General features: G+C 50.1%; 18 protein-coding genes. 15 read left to right on the top strand and 3 right to left on the bottom strand.

The window, feature by feature from the left end; genetic code table 11:
- The first annotated feature begins 206 nt into the window (after window positions 1-206).
- From hisB to tatC, 10 genes are all read left to right on the top strand, one after another.
- Window positions 207-803, top strand: coding sequence for an imidazoleglycerol-phosphate dehydratase HisB (hisB, locus tag C7W93_RS23595; RefSeq protein ID WP_108442919.1), 597 nt, complete (start codon window positions 207-209; stop codon window positions 801-803).
- Between the two features lie 36 nt (window positions 804-839).
- Window positions 840-1,478 (top strand): imidazole glycerol phosphate synthase subunit HisH, encoded by a 639-nt coding sequence (gene hisH, locus C7W93_RS23590; RefSeq protein WP_108442785.1) that lies wholly within the window; start codon window positions 840-842, stop codon window positions 1,476-1,478.
- A gap of 74 nt (window positions 1,479-1,552) precedes the next feature.
- Window positions 1,553-2,368, top strand: a complete 816-nt coding sequence (gene hisA, locus C7W93_RS23585) for a 1-(5-phosphoribosyl)-5-[(5-phosphoribosylamino)methylideneamino]imidazole-4-carboxamide isomerase (RefSeq protein WP_108442784.1) — start codon at window positions 1,553-1,555, stop codon at window positions 2,366-2,368.
- Window positions 2,365-3,129: an imidazole glycerol phosphate synthase subunit HisF gene (gene hisF, locus C7W93_RS23580; protein ID WP_108442783.1), complete on the top strand. Its 765-nt coding sequence runs from the start codon at window positions 2,365-2,367 to the stop codon at window positions 3,127-3,129. Before hisA ends, hisF begins: the two co-directional genes overlap by 4 nt.
- Window positions 3,126-3,524: a phosphoribosyl-AMP cyclohydrolase gene (gene hisI, locus C7W93_RS23575; protein ID WP_108442782.1), complete on the top strand. Its 399-nt coding sequence runs from the start codon at window positions 3,126-3,128 to the stop codon at window positions 3,522-3,524. The genes hisF and hisI overlap by 4 nt, the downstream gene beginning before the upstream one ends.
- Window positions 3,525-3,540: 16 nt before the next feature.
- Window positions 3,541-3,936: a phosphoribosyl-ATP diphosphatase gene (locus C7W93_RS23570; protein ID WP_108442781.1), complete on the top strand. Its 396-nt coding sequence runs from the start codon at window positions 3,541-3,543 to the stop codon at window positions 3,934-3,936.
- 163 nt (window positions 3,937-4,099) lie between these two features.
- Window positions 4,100-4,471 carry a histidine triad nucleotide-binding protein gene (locus C7W93_RS23565; protein ID WP_108442780.1) on the top strand — a complete coding sequence of 124 codons (372 nt, stop codon included), beginning with the start codon at window positions 4,100-4,102 and terminating at the stop codon, window positions 4,469-4,471.
- 146 nt (window positions 4,472-4,617) lie between these two features.
- A complete protein-coding gene (gene tatA, locus C7W93_RS23560) occupies window positions 4,618-4,839 on the top strand; it encodes a Sec-independent protein translocase subunit TatA (protein WP_108442779.1) in 222 nt (73 codons plus the stop codon).
- A gap of 64 nt (window positions 4,840-4,903) precedes the next feature.
- Window positions 4,904-5,401 (top strand): Sec-independent protein translocase protein TatB, encoded by a 498-nt coding sequence (tatB, locus tag C7W93_RS23555; protein ID WP_108442778.1) that lies wholly within the window; start codon window positions 4,904-4,906, stop codon window positions 5,399-5,401.
- A 96-nt stretch (window positions 5,402-5,497) separates the two neighbouring features.
- A complete protein-coding gene (gene tatC, locus C7W93_RS23550; RefSeq protein ID WP_108442777.1) occupies window positions 5,498-6,265 on the top strand; it encodes a twin-arginine translocase subunit TatC in 768 nt (255 codons plus the stop codon).
- Between the two features lie 105 nt (window positions 6,266-6,370).
- Here the strand turns inward: tatC and C7W93_RS23545 are convergent, their stop codons facing one another.
- Together C7W93_RS23545 and C7W93_RS23540 are read right to left on the bottom strand one after the other, a co-directional pair.
- A complete protein-coding gene (locus tag C7W93_RS23545; RefSeq protein ID WP_108442776.1) occupies window positions 6,371-7,063 on the bottom strand; it encodes a DUF2461 domain-containing protein in 693 nt (230 codons plus the stop codon).
- 167 nt (window positions 7,064-7,230) lie between these two features.
- Window positions 7,231-8,403, bottom strand: coding sequence for a S1C family serine protease (locus C7W93_RS23540; RefSeq protein ID WP_108442775.1), 1,173 nt, complete (start codon window positions 8,401-8,403; stop codon window positions 7,231-7,233).
- 14 nt (window positions 8,404-8,417) lie between these two features.
- Between C7W93_RS23540 and C7W93_RS23535 the strand changes: the two genes are divergently transcribed.
- Entirely contained in the window at window positions 8,418-9,230 is an 813-nt protein-coding gene (locus C7W93_RS23535) for a Nif3-like dinuclear metal center hexameric protein (RefSeq protein WP_108442774.1), read from the top strand.
- Between the two features lie 25 nt (window positions 9,231-9,255).
- A complete protein-coding gene (locus tag C7W93_RS23530; protein ID WP_108442773.1) occupies window positions 9,256-9,642 on the top strand; it encodes an RNA-binding S4 domain-containing protein in 387 nt (128 codons plus the stop codon).
- An 18-nt stretch (window positions 9,643-9,660) separates the two neighbouring features.
- Here the strand turns inward: C7W93_RS23530 and C7W93_RS23525 are convergent, their stop codons facing one another.
- Window positions 9,661-11,103, bottom strand: coding sequence for a PLP-dependent aminotransferase family protein (locus tag C7W93_RS23525; protein ID WP_108442772.1), 1,443 nt, complete (start codon window positions 11,101-11,103; stop codon window positions 9,661-9,663).
- A 250-nt stretch (window positions 11,104-11,353) separates the two neighbouring features.
- Between C7W93_RS23525 and C7W93_RS23520 the strand changes: the two genes are divergently transcribed.
- From C7W93_RS23520 to C7W93_RS23510, 3 genes are all read left to right on the top strand, one after another.
- Window positions 11,354-12,673, top strand: a complete 1,320-nt coding sequence (locus C7W93_RS23520) for an aspartate aminotransferase family protein (RefSeq protein WP_108442771.1) — start codon at window positions 11,354-11,356, stop codon at window positions 12,671-12,673.
- 67 nt (window positions 12,674-12,740) lie between these two features.
- Entirely contained in the window at window positions 12,741-14,243 is a 1,503-nt protein-coding gene (locus tag C7W93_RS23515) for a CoA-acylating methylmalonate-semialdehyde dehydrogenase (RefSeq protein ID WP_108442770.1), read from the top strand.
- Window positions 14,244-14,876: 633 nt separating this feature from the next.
- Window positions 14,877-16,073: an ABC transporter substrate-binding protein gene (locus tag C7W93_RS23510; RefSeq protein ID WP_108442769.1), complete on the top strand. Its 1,197-nt coding sequence runs from the start codon at window positions 14,877-14,879 to the stop codon at window positions 16,071-16,073.
- Window positions 16,074-16,119 lie beyond the last annotated feature (46 nt).

Here is a 16,119-nt window from a genome sequence, read left to right as displayed (position 1 = left end):
ATGACTAAAAATGGTCTTTTGGGATAATCTGCCGTCAGGTGAATCTTGCATCAAAATCCCGGTAAAATGGGGCGGTATTCTGGTTAGGCGCTCCTCCGCTAAGGATGGCCTTAGAAAAGCAACAGAAATCAAAGAATTATCCGTATTACCCACTCTCGACGCCCTATAAAAGGGTTTTTTATCGTCACTTTGGTCTCAATCTGAACATGTCTACCCCCCGTACAGCAGCGATTACCCGCAACACTAATGAGACGCAAATTCGCGTCGCCATCAATATTGACGGTACCGGTCAGAAAAAACTGAATACCGGCGTACCTTTTCTGGACCATATGCTGGATCAGATTGTGCGTCATGGCCTGATCGATATTGAGGTCGAGGCAGTCGGCGATTTGCATATTGATGCGCATCATACGGTGGAAGATGTGGGCATTACGCTTGGACAAGCTTTTGCGCAAGCGATAGGCGACAAAAAAGGGATACGTCGTTACGGTCACGCGTATGTGCCGCTGGATGAGGCTTTGTCGCGGGTGGTCATCGACTTTTCAGGTCGTCCTGAACTCGAATTCCATGTACCTTTTAAACGCGCCATGATCGGCGCGTTCGACGTTGATCTGACGCACGAATTTTTTCAGGGCTTCGTGAATCACGCACTGGTTTCGTTGCACATCGATAACTTACGCGGCGAAAATGCGCACCATCAGTGCGAAACCGTATTCAAGGCTTTCGGTCGGGCATTACGCATGGCTGTTGAACTTGACCCACGTTCGCTAGGTGTGATTCCCTCGACTAAGGGTAGTCTTTAAGCGTCGTTATTCTTTGTCCGGACTGTGTTTTTTATCATGAAAAAAATTGTTGTAGTTGATTATGGCGTTGGTAATTTGCGCTCTGTAGCGCAAGCGCTGCGTCAGGTCGCACCTGAAGTCGATGTCCGCATTTCTGGTGAGGTCGCTGATATTCAGGCCGCCGACAGAATTGTCTTGCCCGGTCAGGGCGCTATGCACGATTGCATGCGCAGCTTGCGCGAATCCGGTGTGCAGGAAGCCGTGATGGAAGCAGCGCGCAGCAAGCCTTTGTTGGGTGTATGTATTGGCGAGCAAATGTTGTTTGACTGGAGTGAAGAGGGCGATACGCCAGGTTTGGGTTTGTTGCCCGGCAAAGTTGTGCGTTTTCAGCTAGACGACCAGTTGCAGGAAGACGGCTCACGCTTCAAAGTCCCGCAAATGGGCTGGAATCGGGTCCATCAAACGCTGCCACATCCGTTGTGGAAAGATGTTGCCGATGACGCCTATTTCTATTTTGTGCATAGTTATTACGCTGTTCCCAGCGATTCTACGCACACCGTTGGCGAGACACATTACGGCGCACCGTTCAGTTGCGCGGTCGCGCGTGATAATATTTTCGCTACGCAGTTCCATCCGGAGAAAAGTGCCTCCGCTGGTTTGCAGCTGTACAAGAACTTTGTTCACTGGAAACCTTGAGTGCGAGGCGACCGGTTTAGCACTTATTTGATGTTTTTGTCTTATTTTTCTAACTCTCCTTTTATACCGTAGCCATGCTGCTGATACCTGCCATCGACCTGAAAGACGGTCACTGTGTTCGCCTTAAACAAGGCGATATGAACCAAGCCACTGTGTTTTCCGATGATCCAGGCAAAATGGCGCTGCATTGGCTGGAGCAGGGCGCACGTCGCCTGCATCTGGTTGATCTCAACGGTGCTTTTGCTGGAAAGCCGAAAAACGAAGCCGCAGTGAAATCCATCATCAAGTCAGTGCGAGAATTTGCACTGGCCCATGGCATCGACGAAATTCCGGTGCAACTGGGCGGTGGGATTCGCGATCTGGATACCATTGAGCGTTATCTCGATGACGGCCTGAGCTATATCATTATCGGTACAGCCGCCGTCAAGAATCCGGGCTTTTTGCACGATGCGTGCAGCGCTTTTCCTGGGCAGATTATTGTCGGATTGGACGCTAAAGATGGCAAAGTGGCAACCGATGGCTGGAGCAAGTTATCTGGGCACGAAGTTATCGATCTGGCTAAAAAATTCGAAGACTACGGTTGCAACTCGATCATTTATACCGATATTGGCCGTGACGGCATGATGGGCGGCGTGAATATTGAAGCAACTGTGAAATTGGCGCAAAGCATGACTATTCCGGTGATTGCTTCGGGTGGCGTGCATGACATCAAAGATGTTGAGGCGCTGTGCGAAGTACAGGATGAAGGCATCGAAGGCGTGATTTGCGGCCGTTCGATCTATGAAGGCACGTTAGATTTGCGCAGCGCGCAAGAGCGTGCCGATGGATTGACCGACTACGATGATATTGATGAAGAATTGTTGGAGCAGCCAGACGCTGATCAACCATGACCCTTGCTAAACGCATTATCCCTTGCCTTGATGTGACCAACGGTCGCGTCGTCAAGGGCGTTAATTTTACCGAGTTGCGCGATGCTGGCGATCCGGTTGAAATTGCGCGTCGCTATGATGAACAGGGTGCGGATGAGATTACTTTCCTCGACATTACTGCCTCTTCCGACAATCGCGATCTGATTCTCGACATCATCGAAGCGGTAGCGTCGCAGGTATTTATTCCATTGACGGTCGGTGGTGGCGTGCGCGTGGTTTCCGATGTACGGCGGTTATTGAATGCTGGCGCTGATAAGGTCAGCATTAACACTTCGGCCGTGACCAATCCGCAATTAGTCGCGGATGCGGCTAGCAAGTACGGTTCGCAATGCATCGTGGTCGCAATCGACGCCAAGCAGACAGCGCCGGGAAAGTGGGAAGTATTTACCCATGGCGGCCGTCAGGCGACTGGATTGGATGCCATTGAATGGGCGCAAAAGATGGAGCTGCTAGGCGCAGGTGAAATCCTGCTGACCAGCATGGATCGCGATGGCACTAAAGTTGGTTTCGATCTGGCGCTGACTAGCGCTGTTTCGAACGCGGTTAGAATTCCAGTGATTGCTTCTGGTGGCGTGGGTGGTTTGCAAGATCTGGCTGATGGTATCAAAATTGGTCGTGCCGACGCCGTTTTGGCGGCGAGTATTTTTCATTATGGGCAACATACGGTGCAAGAAGCGAAACGATTTATGGCTGCACAACAGATTCCGATGAGGCTGGCATGAGTGTGAGCTGGTTAAATAAGGTCAAATGGGACGAGTACGGTCTGGTGCCGGTGATCGCCCAGGAAGTCGGCTCTGGCGATGTGTTGATGTTCGCCTGGATGAATCGTGATGCGCTGGCTAAAACCGTGGCGCTGGGTGAGGCGGTGTATTGGAGCCGTTCACGCAAAAAGCTATGGCACAAAGGCGAAGAATCCGGCCACGTTCAAAAAGTACACGAAATACGGTTGGATTGCGATGAAGACGTCGTGCTGTTGAAAGTCGAGCAAGCTGGCGCCATCGCTTGTCATACGGGGCGCCATTCCTGCTTTTTCCAAAAGTTTGAGGGATCGGAAAAAAGCGGTGCCTGGAATGCGGTTGAGCCGGTGCTGAAAAATCCTGAGACCATCTACAAATGAACAATGAGTCCGCATTATGAGTGAAACATTACGGCGGCTGGCCGAAGTCATTGAGTCGCGCAAGCTGGTAAATGGCGGCGATCCTGAAAAATCGTATGTCGCGCGTTTGTTTTCGAAGGGCGACGATGCCATTTTGAAAAAAATTGGTGAAGAAGCTACAGAAACGGTGATGGCGGCCAAGGATGCGCGCGTTGATGGCGATAAATCGCATGTTCTGTATGAATGTGCGGATCTCTGGTTTCATTCGATGATTATGTTGGCGCAGTTCGATTTGACGCCGCAGGATGTGCTTGATGAGCTGGCGCGCCGCGAGGGATTGTCGGGGATCGAAGAGAAGGCTAACCGCAAACTCACCACGCGTGAGGCGGAAGAAGCAAAAACCTCGGCAAAAATTGATGGCATCAAAACCTGAGTTTCCGCGTGTCGTCAGCAGCAATCGGCGATGTGGGCAAAATCGCTTTTAATCGGGATATGCAACTTGAACGACCGGCATTGCCTGATTGTTTTTGCCATATTCGCAAACCTCTGCATAACGATTTTGGATCAATTTATACCCTTTGACAGGTGGAGATAATTTGGATAACTGTATTTTTTGCAAGATCGCTGCTAAACAGATTCCAGTCAAGTTCATCTATGAAGATGACGACGTGGTGGCGTTTCCTGACCATAATCCGGCAGCACCGGTCCATTTTTTGATTATTCCAAAGCAACATATTGCTACGCTGGCAGATTGTAGCGAGCAGAATGCGGCTTTGCTGGGTAAAATGATGCTCCTCGTGCCACGATTGGCGCAAGAGCAGGGTTGCGGTTATCAGGTTGACGCCGATGGCCAGGCTGGCGGTGGTTTTAAGACTTTGATTAACACCGGTCCCAACGGCGGCCAAGAGGTATATCATTTACATCTGCACGTAATCGGTGGCCCGCGCCCTTGGAAAGGGCAGCATTGATTCACATACGGTGCAAAGAATGATGCAAGGAAAATGTAATTGCGGGATACGGTAAGACTATAAATTAAATGCACAGCAAAACCAGAACATCGCTTTGGTTGTGTTGTGATTAGATTCCGGACATATGCGTCCGGCAAGGAGAAAATATGGGTTCGTTCAGTATTTGGCACTGGTTAATCGTGCTGGTAATCGTCATGTTGGTATTCGGGACCAAGAAAATTGGCAATATGGGCTCTGATCTGGGCAAGGCCGTTAAAGGTTTTAAAGACGGCGTAAAAGGCGAAGAAGAGAAAGCAGCGGATGCAACACAAGCTCCGAAGCCGACCATTGACGTCGCAGCCAAAGAACAGGATAAAACCGGTTTCTGAGTTAACGTCATCAGCGCGGCTTTATTGTTGCCGTGCGTGACTTAACGATTGCCGTAACTACCTCATGATTGATATTGGCCTTACGAAACTTGCCGTAATTGGTGTTGTGGCACTGGTTGTCATTGGACCGGAAAAATTGCCGACCGTAGCCCGCATGGCGGGCTCGTTGTTTGGTCGTGCGCAACGTTATATCAATGAGGTCAAATCCGAAGTCAGTCGTGAGATTGAAATCGAAGAACTGCGCAAGATGCAGAAAGACGTGCAGGAAGCAGCCAGCGGTTTTGAAAGTAGTGTTACCCAGACTATTGCAGATACCCGGGATTCGCTGCATTCGGCCTGGGACGATACGCCGTCCGCGACTTACGTAAGGACCGGGACCACAGAGCAGCTGGCGATCAAGGCCAAAAATTTTCGTAAGAAAAAACTCGCCAAAAACAGCGCCGTTCCCGGTTGGTACAAAAATCAGAGTGGTCGCAGAGTGCGCGTGATATCGGGCGCAGCACGGGTTTCCAAATATCGTCCCGCCAGCACACCTAAAAATTCCGGTTCGTTTTACGCATGAAGCGGCTCTTATGCAACGGCGCCGTGGGCGCCAACCTTTCGCGCTTGTCCCCACTGCGCCAGCAGGCTAGTCTGCAAAAAAATGCCTTAGCCATTCATGACTGAAGAACAAAAAACCAGCCCTGTCGAGGAAACCTTTATCTCGCATCTGATAGAGCTGCGCAACCGCATCATGAAAGCGTCGATCGCTATTATTGTGGTGTTTTTGTGCCTGATGCCATTTGCCGCGAATATCTACGATTTTTTAGCCGCACCGATGATTGCTGCGCTTCCTACGGGCAGCAAAATGATCGCAACCGGCGTGATTACGCCGTTTTTAATTCCCGTTAAAGTCACACTGCTAGTGGCCTTTGTCATTGCCTTGCCGTGGGTGCTGTATCAATTGTGGGCATTCATTGCACCGGGTTTATATGCGCATGAAAAGAAACTGATTGCGCCGTTGGTGATCTCGTCATCGCTGTTATTTATCACCGGGGTTGCCTTCTGTTATTTCCTGGTGTTTAAGGTGATTTTTCATTTCATCAATAACTTTGCGCCAAAATCCATCTCGGTCGCGCCGGATATCGACAGCTACTTTGATTTTGTGATGACGATGTTCATCGCTTTCGGTATGACTTTTGAGGTGCCGATTGTCGTGATTGTGCTGGTTCGGATGGGCTTGGTATCATTGGAAAAACTCAAGGCGATTCGCCCTTATGTGATTGTCGGTGCATTTGTTATCGCAGCGGTTGTCACTCCACCAGATATCATGAGTCAGCTATTGCTAGCCGTTCCTCTGTGCGTTTTATACGAGGTCGGCCTGCTGGTGGCGCCGTTGTTCGTCAAGGCGACGCAAGCGCCGAAGGATGCAGAAGAAACGATTTGAATGCTGTAAAAGAAAAATGGCTTAGCGAACGATAGTTCGCTAAGCCATTTCTTTTTATTGCCCATGTTCCACCCACCACGGCGCTGGGTCAGTGGTCTGTATAGCTCAGATTTCCTCTTCAATCGGCGTATTGATTTGTCGCAGCCAATTTACCAGCGGATAAGCATCTTTGAAGCTGGCAACCAATTCCTGCTCCAACGCATCTCCCAGCATTTTCTTCAGCGGCTGTTCCTTGCGCACAAGATAACTTTTGAGTCTGATGTAGTCGATATACGGTGTATCGGCATCAAAGCCTTTGGGTGGACGCACCAATTGTTCGCCGGTTTCCAGGCCGTCATAACTTGCCAGAAGTTTTTTATTTTTTAGCAGTTTGCCAAAGCCAGTGCTATCGGTGGCGATTTGTTGACGGATGGCACGCAAGCGATCTGCTGGCGGAATATATTCGCCCGCGGCGATACGCAGCATGCCCTCGGAATTGACGTGGAAGTAATACATCGGGCCACCGCCTTGACTGGGCCGTTTCAGGCCACTGGCGGTTATTGCCGCAGAAAAGGTGGTTTTGTAAGGATTTTTATCGTGCGAAAAGCGCATGTCGCGATTGATTCTAAACAGCGCTTTTTTGGGATTGCAGGCAGCAACCGCAGGATCGAAACGCGTAATTTCACCGATCAGACGAACTACTAATTCCAAAAATTCGATGCGCAAAATGTCGTAACGCGGTTTGTTCATGACAAACCACGCACGGTTATTATTTTCAGATAGTTCTGCTAAATATTGCTTCAAGTCATGCACGTGCATTGATTTTCTTTCTATCCAACTTTTTCTAAATCTGCCGCGCTATGCGGACAATCATCATCCTTAAATAAAGGAGGATTGCCGCACGGCTGTACGCCTAAACCTAGGTCTTCCACCCCGATCAGGTCGGGTGAGCAATGACCATCGATGCGATGGCTGGCGAAAAGGAATTATTCCTGTTCCTGGTGTTTTACCAAAGGGCGCTTGCCGATAGTTAAATCGATGGACAACTGTTTTGTCTTGCGTATGACGACCATTTTCACCTTACTGCCGGGTGCAAATTTCGCCACCAGATTGAGCAAGCTGGTCGTGTCGGCAACGTTAGTATCATTGATCGCCACCAGAATATCGCCGGGCTTCAGACCTGCTCTATCAGCTGGGCCATTTTTCAGTACGCCAGCAATAATCGCACCAGTCTTTTGTTTCAGACCAAAGCTCTCTGCCAGTTCCGGCGTAATGTCTTGCGGCTCAACGCCGATATAGCCACGTACCACGCTGCCAGTGTTGATGATCGATTCCATCACTGTTTTAGCAGTGGAAACCGGAATCGCAAAACCAATCCCCAGCGAACCGCCGGTGCGTGAGTAAATCGCAGTGTTGATACCGAGCAGATTGCCGTTCGTGTCGACCAGTGCACCGCCTGAATTGCCCGGATTGATGGCCGCGTCGGTTTGAATAAAGTCCTCAAATGCATTGATGCCAAGATGGCTGCGGCCTAGGGCAGAAATAATCCCCATGGTGACAGTCTGTCCTACGCCAAAAGGATTGCCTATCGCCAATACCACATCGCCGACGCTAGCCTGATCGATACGGCCAAGCGTAATTGCCGGTAAGTTTGGCAGATCGATCTTGATGACGGCCAGATCGGTGTCAGGATCGGCACCGACTACTTTAGCGGAAGCTTTGCGGCCATCGGCCAGTGCGACTTCAATTTCATCGGCGGCTTCGACCACGTGATTATTGGTCAGGATGTAGCCTTGCGAACTGACAATCACACCGGAGCCAAGACTGGATTGTTTTTCTTCCGGCTCGTCCGAGCGATCGCCAAAATATTTCTTGAACAAGGGGTCCTGCATGAACGGATTCGTGGACGGCTTGGCTTCCTTGCTGGTAAAGATATTCACCACCGACGGCATAGCCCGTTTCGAGGCCGCGCGATACGAGTCCTGAATGATCGTGCCGGGAGGGGCCTCTTGTAATGGGACTTTGGATGTGGCGATGTGCAGTCGCGTATTGCCGACTAACGCGCCGTTAACCCACTCGGGTTTCAGGGTCGTTACAATGAACCAAATCGCTAAACCGATCGTTACGGTTTGCGCAAACAGTAGCCAGAAACGTCGCATATAAAGGTAAGAAAATGAATCAAAAGTTGGTGGGGAAAGAGACCGGAAATAATGGCGCTAATAACGCAAACTCAGTCAGCCGGGTGCAGCTCGCAAATTATTTAGCGGACATGCTAAATATTACACAATACCGTGATTATTGCCCAAACGGCTTGCAGGTGGAAGGGCGCAGTGAAATCTCTTCCTTGGTTACTGGGGTTACGGCTAGTCAGGCTTTGCTTGAAGCTGCTGTTGACGCGGGAGCAGATGCCATCCTCGTGCATCACGGCTATTTCTGGAAAGGTGAGGATGCCCGCGTGATAGGTCTCAAACACAATAGACTGAAATTGCTTTTGACGCACGACATTAATCTATTTGCCTATCATTTGCCGCTAGATGGCCATGCTGAGTTGGGTAACAACGCGCAATTGGCGCAGGAACTTGGGTTGATTCCGCACGGTCGTTTCGGCGACGATGGTCTGGGCTGGCTGGGCAGTATCGCCGATCCGGCCGTGAAAACGGTTGGTGCATGGGCGCAATTGATTGAACGCAAATTGCAGCGTAAGCCGACGCTGATCGGCGACCCGGATCAGCCACTGGGACAGATTGCGTGGTGCACAGGTGCCGCACAGAATTTTTTGGGCGAAGCAATTGCGGCGGGTGCCAGCGTTTATCTTAGCGGCGAAATTTCGGAGCCGACCGTGCATCTGGCGCGTGAATCGGGCGTCGCCTATTTAGCTGCCGGGCACCATGCAACCGAACGTTACGGCGTGCAAGCGCTGGGCCGTCATCTGGCTGAGCAGTTCGGCTTGCAGCATCGGTTTATTGATATCGATAACCCTGTTTAAGCCTAAAAAGGAGGAATAAATCGCCATGTCAAATTCTGTAGATAGCGTACGCATCGATAAATGGCTATGGGCGGCGCGCTTTTTTAAAACTCGTTCACTGGCGACCGACGCGGTCAGTACGGGCAAAGTGAGCCTTAATGGCGAGCGGGTTAAACCTGCGCACAATCTCAAAGTCGGCGATAAGTTGGCGATTAACAATAGCGCCAACGAATGGGAGATCGTCGTCCAGCGCCTTGCCGATGTGCGCGGCTCGGCCATCATTGCGCAGACGCTCTATCTGGAAACCGAAGCAAGTATCAGCAAACGCACCGTGATTGCAGAGGATAGAAAATACTTCCATGAACCGACTATGCTGATAAAAGGACGGCCGACCAAGCGCGATCGCCGCTTACTGGATAAAAATCAATCGTAAAGGAAGCTTGGTCGATACTCACAACGCCCGGAAAAAATTGACCAGTTCGGGCACATCCGAATACGCCACATTGAAGCGAAACCATACTTGCTCAGGCGGCGTCATGTGAAAGAAATCGCCGGGTGCCAGCCAAATTCCTTTTTGCCGTGCAAGATCGGCAATATCGCGAGCAGATAAGTTTTGGCGCTTGGCGCTGGTGCCGCCGCTCTGATCAAATTTTGCCCACGAAAACATACCGCCGCGTGGCGTTGCAAAGGGGGTTAATCCCGCCTCGATCAGCCGCGCATTGACACGCGCCTGGGCATTTAATAGCGACGCCGACAGGTTATCGACGTGACGACGATGATGGCCTTCTGTGAGCACGCTATGCACCAGACGCTCGGTAATTTCAGAGTTGGTCAGCGTCAACACCATTTTGGTATGGACCAATTGCCGCGCCAATTCGCGCTGACAAGCGATGTAACCAAGGCGTAGCGATGGCGCGACCGTTTTCGAAAAACTGCCGACATAGATCACCCGTTGCAAACCATCTAACGCGGCCAGCATGGGATCGTTAGGCTGTCCCAGTTCTCGGAAAATATCGTCTTCAACTACCCAAAAGCCATGTCTTTCCGCCGCCTGTAACACCCGCATTGCGCATGCTGGCGTATAGGAAGTACCGGTGGGATTGTGCAATACGCTAGTGGTGAAATACAAAATCGGTTTATGGATGCGTGCAAGGTTTTCTAACGTTTCTGCATCAATCCCGCTGGGGGTGCGCGGGATGCCGATAACGTTGACATCAGCCATCCGCAGCATCGCAATCAGATTGCAGTAACCCGGATCGTCGACGAACACGGTATCGCCGCGCTTGACCATGGTTCGGATAATCAAATCTAGCGCCTGCGTGGCCCCATGCGTGGTCAGGATGTGATCGACCGGCACGTCGAGCGACCAATGGGTCAGAAACTGGCTAATAGTCTGTCGTAGCGGCACGTAGCCGTAAGGGTGGCCATAGCCGACCTGTTGCGCGCCGGGAGCGCGAATGATGCGGCGCTCAGCCTGATGCAAGCCTTCATCATTCAGCCATTTTCCGGGCAGCCAGCCACATCCTGCTTTAATCGGGACGCGTTCATCCGCGAACATCTCTGATAGCAACCAAGCCGAATCGATGACCGGCTCCGGTGGATTAAATACCGGAACTGGCAGCGTTGGTGAAGATTGATAGGCAATAAAGAAGCCCGCGCCGCGCCGCGCAGCCAACAGGCCTTTGGCGACTAGACGTTCATAAGCTTCAACAACGGTCGAGGTGCCGACGCCCTGATCGATGCCGAATTGGCGTACCGAGGGCAATCGTTCACCGGACCGCAGCATCCCTTGCGAAATCAATTGCGTCAGACCGGCCGAAATTTGATCGACCAAACCGTTCGGAGAAAGTCGGTCCAAAGTTAATTGAATCGGTTTGGCGCGGGCTTGCTTCATAGTTGCTCCAATGAGGGGGCGGGCGGATAGCGCGAGGCAAAAAAGTTGTCACAACGTTATTGCGACGATATTGCGATGCTATTGGAACGATATTGCAACGTTATTACTGCAATACGCAATACACAAAATGGCTGAAGTGAGCAATACAGTTTTTGAACTATAGCGAAAGTGTATCTAACAATATCCGACGTGTCTCGCAATAATGAATTCACTTGAAACAACCAACTAATCCTCACCAAAGGTGCGCGCAATGACTACTACAACCAGCCCTGCCGATCTGTCTGCTTTCTGGATGCCATTCACGGCAAATCGGGACTTTAAAGAGGCGCCGCGCCTATTGGCCTCAGCTGCCGGTATGTATTATCAGGATGTAAATGGACGTCAGATTCTGGATGGTACGGCCGGTTTGTGGTGCGTGCCGCTGGGTCATGCGCAACCAAAAATCGTCAAAGCCGTGCAGGAAATGATTGCCAAGCTGGATTTTGCGCCGACATTTCAGATGGGTCATCCGACTGCTTTTGAGCTGGCCGAGCGTCTCAAGCAATACACTAATAACCGCTTCAGCAAAGTGTTTTACACCAATTCCGGCTCTGAATCGGTCGATACTGCGCTGAAGATGGCGATTGCTTATCACCGTGCCCGTGGCGATGGCACGCGTACGCGTTTGATCGGGCGCGAACGCGGCTATCACGGCGTGGGTTTTGGCGGCATTTCGGTTGGCGGTATTTCAGGTAACCGCAAAAGTTTCGGTTCATTGCTGACCGGTGTCGATCATCTGCCGCATACGCATAATCTTGAACAAAACGCCTACACCAAAGGCGAGCCTGAATGGGGCGGCCATCTGGCTGAGGATTTAGAGCGCATCGTCGCCTTGCATGATGCATCCAACATCGCGGCCGTGATTGTTGAGCCGGTCGCTGGCTCAACCGGCGTTTTAGTCCCGCCAAAAGGCTATCTGCAAAAGTTGCGCGAAATCTGTACCAAGCACGGCATTTTGCTGATTTTTGATGAAGTTATTACCGGCTTTGGTCGCCTCACAACGCCGTTTGCTTTCGACTATTTCGATGTGGAACCGGATATGGTGACCACCGCAAAGGGTTTGACCAACGGGGTAGTACCGATGGGCGCAGTCTTTGTTAAGCAGCACATCTATGACGCCTTCATGGACGGTCCTGCGGGCATAGAGTTGTTCCACGGCTACACCTACTCCGGTCATCCGCTGGCGTGCGCTGCGGCTCTGGCATCGCTGGAGATTTTTGAAAACGATGGCGTGCTGGAAAATGCAAAAAGCGTTGCCGGATATTGGGAAGATGCGGTCCATTCGTTGCGAGGTTTACCGCACGTAGTCGATATTCGCAGCATCGGTTTAATCGCCGGAATTGAATTGGCGACGATTCCAGGTAAGCCCGGCGCACGTGCTTTCTCCGCATTCAAACAGGCGTTCGATGAAGGTATTTTAGTCCGCACGACGGGCGATATCATCGCGCTGTCACCACCGTTGGTACTGGAAAAGAAACATATCGACGAGTTGATCGGCAAGCTTGCCAGCATCCTTAAAACACTTGCCTGAGCGTTGTAAATACGCACTGCAGGATGTTGAAATCTCTAAAAAATATCATTGAATGAACGGAATAATAATGTCGCAACTCCCTATCGTTTCTCACTTTATCAACGGCCAGGTGGTCGATACGCAAAGCGGGAAATATGCCGATGTCTTTAATCCAGCGCTCGGTAAGCCAGTGGCGCAAGTAGCGCTGGGTACGGTGCAAGAAGTGGATGCGGCTGTCGCTGCCGCCAGCGCTGCTTTTCCATCGTGGTCGAATACGCCGCCGCTGGCGCGTGCCCGCGTGTTATTTCGTTATCTGCAACTGATGCAACTTCATGCCGATGAATTTGCCGCCGTGCTGACGCGTGAACATGGCAAGACTTTTGCCGATGCGCAAGGTGAGGTTGCACGCGGTATTGAAATCATCGAGTTCGCTGTCGGTATTCCGCAATTGCTGAAAGGTGAGTTTACTGATCAGATCGCACGCGGTATCGATGCCTGGTCCATGCGTCAGCCGCTGGGCGTGGTCGCAGGTATTACGCCATTTAATTTTCCGGTAATGGTGCCGATGTGGATGTTTCCGATTGCGCTGGCTTGCGGCAATACGTTTATCTTGAAACCATCCGAGCGCGATCCATCGACCTCGTTGATGCAGGCCGATATGCTAAAACAAGCCGGTTTGCCAGACGGTGTTTTCAACGTTATTCAGGGCGATAAAACGACTGTTGATGCGTTGATTGATCATCCCGATGTGCAAGCAATTAGCTTTGTCGGCTCTACGCCAATTGCTGAATCGATCTATGCCAGAGGCTGCGCTCAAGGCAAGCGCGTACAAGCATTGGGCGGTGCAAAAAATCATATGGTAGTGATGCCGGATGCCGATATGCAAATGGCGATTGATGCATTGATCGGCGCGGCTTACGGCTCCGCCGGTGAACGTTGCATGGCGATTTCTGTGGCCGTCGCGGTTGGCGATGCTGGCGACAAATTGGTTGCCGCATTGACCGAACGCACGCGCGCTTTAAAAGTAAAAGACGGTATGGATAAAGATGCCGAAATGGGGCCAGTCGTTTCCGCCGCTGCCAAACAACGCATCGAGCGTCTGATCGGTCAAGGCGTGGAAGAGGGAGCAACGTTGGTCGTCGATGGTCGCGGACATAAAGTTGATGGACTTGATGAAGGCTTCTTCGTCGGCGGTACTTTGTTCGATCACGTGACACCGGAAATGTCGATTTATAAGGAAGAGATTTTTGGTCCGGTACTAAGCGTATTGCGGGTGGCCGATGTCGCTAGCGCAGTTAAATTAATTAACGCCCATGAGTATGGAAACGGCGTTGCTGTATTTACGCGCGATGGCGGTGTTGCTCGCGAATTTGTGCGACAAATTCAGTGTGGAATGGTAGGGGTGAATGTGCCATTGCCAGTACCGATGGCGTTTAATAGTTTCGGTGGTTGGAAGCGCAGTATGTTTGGCGATCATCACATTTATGGACCTGAAGGTGTGCGCTTTTATACACGTCATAAAGCAGTGATGCAGCGCTGGCCAAATACAGCTAGCGCAGGCGCGGAATTCGCGTTTCCGCAAATGAAATAACGGGCAATGCGTTAGGTGCAGCAGGATAAAAAAGTACGGCATGAAGTTATTTTTATGTCGTACTTTTTTTATTTTTCAGCAGCATATTTTTTGATCGTTTTTGATTTTTTTTAGCGAATATTTATTACTGCAATTTGTTGGTGAAGTGGCGTGCAACATGGTGCAGTAACCTTAAAGTACGCACCTTTATGTGGATTTTTTTAGAGCAGTGTTAATGACTAAACGAAAGAGGTATTAAAAAAATAGACATCAATTGATGACATAAAAAATATAAAGCACGGCATACTGCGATATGAAAAATAAATACTAAATAACGTATAAAGTTCAGAATTTCAGCGCATCAAAAGACCATAAAAAATATAAAGCAGGACCCAGACCTTAAACCAGCAGGAGACACCATGTTTTATCAGCGCCATGTTGTACTACGTCCCGACGATTTTCTGATTTCCCCTTCTGTTTTTCCTCCTCTTGACACTGCTTTTATTCTCGTACGTGTTGTGTAATTTCGCCTGTCTGCGTATGAAATGTAAATAGTGTTTTATGCCAATTTTTTATTTATCGTGGGCATAGAAATTGCTATAAATATTTGTAGATGTAAGCTTTTTATGAACTGTCATTTTTGGAGATGTGAATATGATTAATCGTCGCGACTTTCTCAGACTTTCTGCACTCGCCGCACCAGGCGCGTTATCGTTTAGTGATGTATTTGCACAATCGGATGCGATTCAATTTGGTTGTCCCGTGCCGATGTCCGGTCCCTTCGCCGCAAATGGAAAATATGCAGATATGGGGATGAAGCTGGTACTGCAAAAATATGGCAAAGTATTAGGAAAAAGCCTCAGTTACACCACGATCGATACCGAAGGAAAGCCAGCAACTGCTGTACGTAAAGTACAAGAAGCGGTGGACAAAGGTACGCGTTTTTTTGCAGGCGGAATCTTGTCATCGGAATCATTGGCGATGGGCAAAGAAGCCGAAAAATCTAACAGTATTTTTATTACCACCGCAGGCGCGGATGAGATCACGGGCAGTGAATGTAATCGCTCGACGTTTCGTTGGTCGGTGCCGACTTTCGGTGCGATCGGACAAACCGTGCGCCCACTATTAGAGAAGTTGCCGAAGGCGAAACGCTGGTACACGATTACACCGCAATATGTGTTTGGCGACGGCCTGTTGAATGCTGCGAAAGAAGTCTTCAAGGAAAAAGGTATTGAGCACGTCGGCAACAGTTATCACTCGCTTGCCGAGAAGGAATTCAGTGGTTATCTGACCAACGCGATGGCAGCTAAACCGGATGTATTGCTGTTATTGAATTTCGGTTCACAAGCCTCCGATGCTTTGCGTCAGGCGGTCAGTTTCGGTATGAAAAATAATATGACGATTTTGATGGCTTGGGCCTCTGGTCTGGAGCAATTCGAAGCGTTGGGTGCGGACATTTGCGATGGCGTGTATTTCGGCGCGCAATACTGGCACGCGATTGATGCACCGTTCAATAAAGAATTTGTTGGTTACGTCAATTCGACGTTGAAGATTGACCCTAACTATAGTCTTGCCGGTTCTTATATTTGCACCAAGATTGTGTTGGACGCGATCATTAAGGCGAACAGCACAGACCCGAAAGCGGTAATCGCGGCGATGGAGGGCATGAAATACGAAGGTCTGACTGGTACGGAAGAACTGCGCAAGGGCGATCATCAAGTGATCAAAAATTACTATCTTCTTAAGGGCAAAGCGAAATCGAAAATGCGTAGCAAAAATGATTACGCGGATATCGTTTCGTTCGGCAAGTCCTTCCTGCCGTTGGATAAAACCATGTGCAAGATTGCTTAAAAAATTTAAATAAGCTTTAAATAAATTTTAAGTAAGCTTCAAGAAG

The organism is Glaciimonas sp. PCH181 (assembly GCF_003056055.1).
GTDB lineage: Bacteria > Pseudomonadota > Gammaproteobacteria > Burkholderiales > Burkholderiaceae_D > Glaciimonas.
This window is presented reverse-complemented; position numbering and strand designations above follow the sequence as displayed.

Coding starts and splice junctions, on each gene's coding strand:
- C7W93_RS23570 (WP_108442781.1), top strand. CDS start 3,541: ATGAGTGAAACATTACGGCGGCTGGCCGAAGTCATTGAGTCGCGCAAG.
- C7W93_RS23525 (WP_108442772.1), bottom strand. CDS start 11,103: ATGAAGCAAGCCCGCGCCAAACCGATTCAATTAACTTTGGACCGACTT.
- tatB (WP_108442778.1), top strand. CDS start 4,904: ATGATTGATATTGGCCTTACGAAACTTGCCGTAATTGGTGTTGTGGCA.
- C7W93_RS23535 (WP_108442774.1), top strand. CDS start 8,418: ATGAATCAAAAGTTGGTGGGGAAAGAGACCGGAAATAATGGCGCTAAT.
- C7W93_RS23515 (WP_108442770.1), top strand. CDS start 12,741: ATGTCGCAACTCCCTATCGTTTCTCACTTTATCAACGGCCAGGTGGTC.
- hisB (WP_108442919.1), top strand. CDS start 207: ATGTCTACCCCCCGTACAGCAGCGATTACCCGCAACACTAATGAGACG.
- C7W93_RS23545 (WP_108442776.1), bottom strand. CDS start 7,063: ATGCACGTGCATGACTTGAAGCAATATTTAGCAGAACTATCTGAAAAT.
- hisH (WP_108442785.1), top strand. CDS start 840: ATGAAAAAAATTGTTGTAGTTGATTATGGCGTTGGTAATTTGCGCTCT.
- hisF (WP_108442783.1), top strand. CDS start 2,365: ATGACCCTTGCTAAACGCATTATCCCTTGCCTTGATGTGACCAACGGT.
- C7W93_RS23530 (WP_108442773.1), top strand. CDS start 9,256: ATGTCAAATTCTGTAGATAGCGTACGCATCGATAAATGGCTATGGGCG.
- tatA (WP_108442779.1), top strand. CDS start 4,618: ATGGGTTCGTTCAGTATTTGGCACTGGTTAATCGTGCTGGTAATCGTC.
- C7W93_RS23540 (WP_108442775.1), bottom strand. CDS start 8,403: ATGCGACGTTTCTGGCTACTGTTTGCGCAAACCGTAACGATCGGTTTA.
- hisA (WP_108442784.1), top strand. CDS start 1,553: ATGCTGCTGATACCTGCCATCGACCTGAAAGACGGTCACTGTGTTCGC.
- C7W93_RS23510 (WP_108442769.1), top strand. CDS start 14,877: ATGATTAATCGTCGCGACTTTCTCAGACTTTCTGCACTCGCCGCACCA.
- hisI (WP_108442782.1), top strand. CDS start 3,126: ATGAGTGTGAGCTGGTTAAATAAGGTCAAATGGGACGAGTACGGTCTG.
- tatC (WP_108442777.1), top strand. CDS start 5,498: ATGACTGAAGAACAAAAAACCAGCCCTGTCGAGGAAACCTTTATCTCG.
- C7W93_RS23520 (WP_108442771.1), top strand. CDS start 11,354: ATGACTACTACAACCAGCCCTGCCGATCTGTCTGCTTTCTGGATGCCA.